At 38.0% G+C, this 6,577-nt stretch carries 5 protein-coding genes; 2 read left to right on the top strand and 3 right to left on the bottom strand.

Annotated features, from left to right (window positions below; translation table 11 throughout):
* From ACIQ1E_RS13350 to ACIQ1E_RS13340, 3 genes are all read right to left on the bottom strand, one after another.
* Positions 1–1,935, bottom strand: a 1,935-nt coding sequence (locus tag ACIQ1E_RS13350) for an efflux RND transporter permease subunit (protein ID WP_396171808.1), incomplete at its 3' end; no start/stop codon positions are given.
* A 296-nt stretch (positions 1,936–2,231) separates the two neighbouring features.
* The gene (locus tag ACIQ1E_RS13345; protein WP_396171807.1) at positions 2,232–3,320 is read right to left on the bottom strand and encodes an efflux RND transporter periplasmic adaptor subunit; all 1,089 of its coding nucleotides are present in this window, start codon (positions 3,318–3,320) and stop codon (positions 2,232–2,234) included.
* Between the two features lie 61 nt (positions 3,321–3,381).
* Positions 3,382–4,695, bottom strand: a complete 1,314-nt coding sequence (locus ACIQ1E_RS13340; protein WP_396171806.1) for a TolC family protein — start codon at positions 4,693–4,695, stop codon at positions 3,382–3,384.
* A gap of 310 nt (positions 4,696–5,005) precedes the next feature.
* Here ACIQ1E_RS13340 and ACIQ1E_RS13335 point away from each other — a divergent pair, with 310 nt between their 5' ends.
* Together ACIQ1E_RS13335 and ACIQ1E_RS13330 are read left to right on the top strand one after the other, a co-directional pair.
* Complete coding sequence (locus ACIQ1E_RS13335) at positions 5,006–5,368, top strand: DUF2237 family protein (RefSeq protein WP_396171805.1); 363 nt, start codon at positions 5,006–5,008, stop codon at positions 5,366–5,368.
* A gap of 408 nt (positions 5,369–5,776) precedes the next feature.
* Complete coding sequence (locus ACIQ1E_RS13330; protein ID WP_396171804.1) at positions 5,777–6,439, top strand: carbonic anhydrase; 663 nt, start codon at positions 5,777–5,779, stop codon at positions 6,437–6,439.
* Positions 6,440–6,577 lie beyond the last annotated feature (138 nt).

Here is a 6,577-nt window from a genome sequence, read left to right as displayed (position 1 = left end):
AATATCCGCCATATTGCTACCACCACGCATATCGTAATGACGCACCAAACCGTTGAAAGTAATTGGAGCTGAAGTGCCAATATAATTCTGATAATTCACCACTTCGGGTTTGGTCGAAAGATATTGCTCAATTTCTTTGGTCACGGCTGTAGTACGTTCCAAGGTGGTTCCTTCCGGCATATCAATCACGACTTGGAATTCGTTCTTGTTGTCAAACGGAAGCATTTTCACCACCACCGATTTAGTAAAAAACATCAAAACCGAACCAAACAACAACACCACGGTCACTGCCAAAAGGATTCTTCTTTTCGAACTACTTTCCAATAAAGGTCGTTCCAGTTTGTTGTAGATTTTATAAATAAAACTGGTTTCCATTCCCTCTTCGTGTTTGTGCTCTTGCTCTTCTTTTTCTTGCAATAAATGATACCCCAAATAAGGCGTCACGGTCAAAGCCACAAATAAGGATAATAACATCGCAATCGAAGCACCAATCGGCATCGGACTCATATAAGGCCCCATCATTCCTGACACGAACGCCATTGGCAGAATAGCCGCAATAACCGTAAAAGTGGCCAAAATCGTTGGATTTCCTACTTCATTGATAGCATAAATCGCCGCTTGCTTGAACGGCAGTCGCTTCATCTTGAAATGACGGTGCATATTTTCGGCAATTATGATACTATCATCGACGACGATTCCCACTACGAATACTAGGGCAAAAAGAGTAATTCGATTTAGAGTATAACCCAATAAATAATACGCAAACAAGGTCAAGGCAAACGTCAACGGAACCGAGAAAAACACAACCAATCCGCCTCTCCAACCCATTGCCAAAATCACCAAAATCGTAACCGCAATAATTGCAATTCCCAAGTGCAGCAACAACTCGCCTACTTTGTGCGAAGCCGTTTCGCCATAATTTCGAGTCACTTCTACGTGAACGTCAGCGGGAATTAAATTTTTCTTTAAAAGTTCAACTTTATCAATAATTTTATCCGAAATTTTCATCGCATCCGCCCCTTTTACTTTTCCAATAGAAATCGTAACGGCTGGATATTCTGATTTGGCAGTTTTGAATTTTTCATTGGCTTTGCCATAGCCAAAAGACACATAACTTCTGGCTGTTGAAGAGCCGTCTTGTACTTTTGCCACTTGTTTTAAATAGACTGGCATATTCTTGTTTACACCAACAACCAAGTTCTCAACATCTTCAGCATTCGATAAAAATTGTCCAGTGGTCACCAAATATTCTTGGTCATTTTGCACAAAACTACCCGATTGCGAACTGCCGTTGTTGGCCTGAATCATTTGCATAATGCCCAAAGCATCCACACCGTTTTCGGCCATTTTATCTTTGTCTAAAATCACTTTCAGTTCTCGGTTGCTGCCACCAATTTCTTTGGTAATCGCCACATCTTTCACTTTCTCGATCTCCGAAGTTACTTCCTCGGCAATTTGACGCAATTGGAAATCGTCTTGGGTTTCGCTCCAAAGCGTCAATCCCAACATAGGCACATCGTCAATCGAACGGGTTTTCACCATTGGTTTGTAAACGCCTTTCGGAAACATATCTTCGTGTTTCGCCAATTCGTCATACAATTTCACATAGGAACGCTCCACGTCTTGCCCCACATAAAACTGGACAATCAACATCGCTTGACCGTTCATCGCCATCGTGTGCACGTGCTCCACGCCTTTGATGTTCGAAATAATTTTTTCCAATGGTTTGGCCACACGGCTTTCCACTTCTGTTGGACTTGCTCCTGGATAACCCACCATTACGTCGGCCATCGGAACATTGATCTGTGGTTCTTCTTCTCTAGGAATAAGAAAAGAACTATATACGCCAATAATCATCAAAGCCACCATCAACAAAATGGTCAATTTCGAATTGATGAAAAAATCGGCTATTTTACCTGAAATACCTTCTTGCATTTTTATATTGTTTATTGTTTGTAGTTTATTGTTTTTGGTTTAAAGTTTAAAGTTGTTTAACTTATCACTGCACACTAGCAACTGACAACTTTTTTTACTGGATTATACTCGTCAGTTCGAGTGTTTTATTTAAAAAATGCGACAGCTTTTTTTAAATAAAATGTATCGAGAACCCTTTGCATTGTATGCTTCTCGATACAATTTTGAATAGTATAGCTGTCGCTTTACTATTCAAAATCACTCGAAGAGACGCAGCGATTTACATTTTATAGCAACTGAACACTATCAACTGAACACTAAAAACTAACCAAAGCTCCGTTATACAGCCTCCCTTCAGCCGAAACAATATATTGCTCGTTAGCCGACAAACCCGACAACACTTCCACTTGATTGCCAAAAGTTTTTCCTGTTCGCAACCATCTCAAAATGGCCACATTTCCTGTTCCTATAGTATAAATCCCCGTCAATTGACCTTGTTTTACCAAAGCGGTTTCTGGTACTAAAACCATTTCTGTTTTGGTAGTTTGAATCGTATTGGAAACTGGAAACTGCACGTTGACAAACATTCCAGACAATACAGACGAATCCGTTTTATCTAAATTGATTTTTACCAAATATTGTCCTCCTGTATTCGTTGCTGAACCACTCACTTCGCTTACTTTTCCCTTGAGCGTTTTGTTGGATGATTTTACCAAAACTTTTACGGCCATACCTTTTTTGATACTTGCAATATTGTTTTCCGAAACCATTGCGGTTACTTGCAATCTCGTTGCTCCTTCTATACTAACCAAAGGCATTCCAGGATTCGCCATATCTCCTTCTTTAACGAAAGTATTGGTCACAGTTCCCGAAAATGGAGCCGTGATATTCGAATAGGAAAACTGTGAAATCACTTCATTTCGCATTTGTTTCGCACCTTCTAATCCAGCTTTCGCCATTTCGTAACGAGCCGTCATATCGTCCAATTCTTTTTGGGAAGCCGATTGTTGTTTGAACAAATTCACGAAACGGTCGTAATCTTTCTTGGCGTTGTTGTAACCCGCAGTGGCTTGCAAAATACTGGCATCCACTTGCGCTTTTTTGGCTAGCAAATCGGTGTTGTTGATGCTGACCAACAATTGCCCCGCTCCTACTTTTTGTCCCACTTTCACGTGGATTTTGGTTACGTAACCCATCATTCGGGTGCTTAAATTGGCAGAATTTTCGGCTTCAATTTTTCCGCTGGCGGTTATAAATCCGCCTTCGGTATTTTCAGAAACACCGCTTACTTTCACAGCTATGGCTGCTTCCTTGGTGATTGTTTCTTTTTTGTCTCCTCCACAAGAAGAAAGTAGTATGACAAAAAGTGAAGCGATTAAGATTGATTTAAATAAGTTTTTTTTCATTGTATATTTTTTAATTATTGAAATTGTTATTGCCATTGCTATTGTCATTGAAATTGACACTTTACTTGGTCAAAAATTGTAAATACTCCTGTGTAAAATCATATTCGAAAACCGCTTGCAGCAACTGTAATTCTTTCTGAAACATTTGAGTTTCTGCCTGCAATAAATCGGTCGTTTTTTCTAAACCTTGAGTGAAACGATTACTTCGAATTCTGTACGCTTCTTGCGATTGTTCAAAAGCTAATTTTTCCAAATTCACCTTGTTTTCAGCGTCTTTCAGCTGGCGATTCGTTTTGTTGAGTTCCAGTTGGCTTTGCGATTTGTATTGTTGGTTTTCCACTTCTGCCTTTTGATATTCGGCTTTGGCTTTTTCCATTTTTCCAATGGATTTATATCCGTCGAAAACTTTCCAAGACAATTGAGCTCCTACCAAATAACCTTGTGCATTGGTTCCAAAAAGCGTATCATCATACAATTCGTAGCTTCCAAAAGCATTCAAGGTGGGCAGGAAATTCATCTTGCTCGATTGATACATTTTGGAATAAGCTTCGGATGATTTGTCCATTGCCAAAATGTCTTTTCTGTTGCCAGAAAGTGTTGTATTGCTACTTGAAATAACGATCGTATCACCTAACTCTTCCAAGGGTTTATATACTTTATTCGTATTGTCTTCATTCAAAAGAAAAGCCAAATAATCAGAAGCGTTTTGCACATTACTTTTGGCGTATTGCAATTGATTTTTGATTTCGTTCACACGAACTTGCACTGACAAAACATCCGTTTTTTGAAGGATTCCTTGGTTGAAATAATTGGTAATTAGTTTCAAATTGGCATCAGCCGTCGCATTTGCTTTTTCTAAAACTTTTACAGCTTTGTATGCCAATTGCAATTGCATAAAGGATTTGTTGACTTCCAAAGCCAGGTATTCTCCCGTACGTTCGGTTTGCAATTGATAGGCTTCCATTTTGGATTTGGCGGCCTGTCTGCCATACAAACCATCCACGTTGATAAGGGGTTGCAAAACTTCAATTTTGGTAGCGTAATTTTGAGTTGCGGCAGGATCATTTAATAAGGCAGGATTAAAATCCGAAGCCGTTAACACTTCCTGATTCAATTTTGACCCAAAAGCCATCAAGGGATTTGTGGTTGAAATCGCAGTGTGTGAAGCTGTAATGCTAGGTAAAAACAAAGCATTAGATTGTCGGTAATCGGCTTGTGCCGATTTGAAAGCCTGATTCGCAATCTGAAGTTGCAGGTTTTTGTCGTTGGCTTTTTGTCCAATCTCTTTTTTGGAAATGGTCAAAGTATCTTGCCCAAAGCCCATAGCCGACATCGAAAGGCTGCCGATGATTAGTATAAAATGGATTTTCCTCATAATAATTGTTCTTGATTATGGGGCAAATATATATTGACCAGTTTTTCTGTTCAGTAACAAATGTTACATTGACCAAAAAAAATGAAAAACCATTAATAAATTAAACAAAATCAAAAAATCAATTGTGCGGATTTGCTATATACACACGCAATCTTCCGAATGCGAAAAAGTTAAGATTGAAAAACGAAAATCATTTTTTTCGGGTACGAGCGAGACGCTCGCACTAGCGATCGATTATCCGTACTTACAAAAGATATTATTAAAAAACATAAATTTGGATAAATATCCCATCCTAAAAAAAGAACTAACAATGAAAAACATTTTTGGAGAACCATTAGAATCCTGTTGCACCAATCCTAAAACTGGATTTTACAGGGACGGTTTTTGTAGAACAAACCAAGAGGATAATGGTAAGCACGTAGTTTGTGCTATCGTTACCGCAGAGTTTCTGGAGTTTTCAAGACGCCAAGGCAATGACTTGAGTACGCCACGACCAGAGTATCTTTTTCCAGGACTACAGCCCGGCGATAAATGGTGCTTGTGTGCCTTGAGGTGGAAAGAAGCTTTTGAGGCAGGTTGTGCGCCAAAAGTCGTCTTGGAAGCCACCGACGAAAGAGCGTTGGAATACATCGATATTAATAATCTTATCTTACACGCTTTAAAAAACATTTAAGCTTAAATAGCTGCTTTTTATTAGCTGCGCCCACAATCAATAATTGGTAAAACCATATTATTCTTGAGATCATCCTACCCTATCCTTGCTTCAAACAAGTAAAATCAAACCTTACAAGAATATTGTAAAATTTTTAATCTAAGCTAAAACCAGCTGTTGAAATCACTACTGCAGCTGGTTTCTTTATTTAAAATTCCTCTAAATTATTCGTTTTATTTCAAAAAAATATAAACTATTACGTTTGAAAGTTGCTTCAATTGTCAATTGACTCAAACAATGTTGGAAATATGATATATGTCAGTTTTTAAGCGATATAGACTGCTTAATTTTGTTGTAAATTAGGCAATGGACGATTACCTGTGATTTGAGTTGGTAACCTTTAAGCTGTTGTCTTTCACAAATAGTATCATGAAAAAAGGGCTACTCTACTTGGCATTCATTGGTGTGTTTTTTGCCTGTAACCACACTGATGAAATAAATGAATCTAATTTAACTCCACTACAAAAACTAGAAGCAGGAAACAAGCGATTTTCAGCGGGAAAACCTGTGCATCCCGACGAAACCCTCGAAAGATTGCGTGAACTGAAAAAAGGACAACACCCTTTTGCAATAGTAGTAAGCTGCTCTGACTCGAGAGTTCCCGCCGAACTTGTTTTTGATCAAGGTCTTGGCGATATTTTTTCAATTCGTACTGCTGGAAATATTATGGGTGATTTCGAATTGGGAAGTATTGAATATGCAATTGAACACCTCAATTGCAAGTTGATAGTTGTTTTAGGACACAAAGATTGTGGAGCTATAAAAGCTTTCATCAATTCTGATGGGCATTATGAACATTTTGATCACATCAAAAAAATAATCGAATACATCGAAAACGAAAAAGAGGAAAAATATCTCGCAAGTCACCACGAATTAAATCTAGATAAAGCAATAAATGCCAATATCAAACATGGTGTTACTGCATTGAAAACATCTGAACCTATTTTGAAAGAATTCTATGATGCCAAAAAAGTTCAAATTATTGGTGCTTTGTATGATATAGAAACTGGTAAAGTGACTTTCAATAAATAATAATGATTAATATATATAGGTATAGGCGCTTAGAGCACCCTTGTTATCTATTGATTTTATTGATATTTATTCAAATTTCACCATCTTTTTCATTAACACATCGAAGATTGTCCCCATATTTGACCTTCTATTGTATCT

Source organism: Flavobacterium sp. (assembly GCF_044348915.1).
Classification (GTDB): domain Bacteria; phylum Bacteroidota; class Bacteroidia; order Flavobacteriales; family Flavobacteriaceae; genus Flavobacterium.
The sequence above is the reverse complement of the archived record's forward strand: the minus strand, read 5'-3'. Positions and strand labels throughout refer to the sequence as shown.

Excerpts from the sequence above, each read along its gene's own strand:
- ACIQ1E_RS13330 (WP_396171804.1), top strand. The coding sequence starts at position 5,777 with ATGAAAAAAGGGCTACTCTACTTGGCATTCATTGGTGTGTTTTTTGCC.
- ACIQ1E_RS13345 (WP_396171807.1), bottom strand. The coding sequence starts at position 3,320 with ATGAAAAAAAACTTATTTAAATCAATCTTAATCGCTTCACTTTTTGTC.
- ACIQ1E_RS13340 (WP_396171806.1), bottom strand. The coding sequence starts at position 4,695 with ATGAGGAAAATCCATTTTATACTAATCATCGGCAGCCTTTCGATGTCG.
- ACIQ1E_RS13335 (WP_396171805.1), top strand. The coding sequence starts at position 5,006 with ATGAAAAACATTTTTGGAGAACCATTAGAATCCTGTTGCACCAATCCT.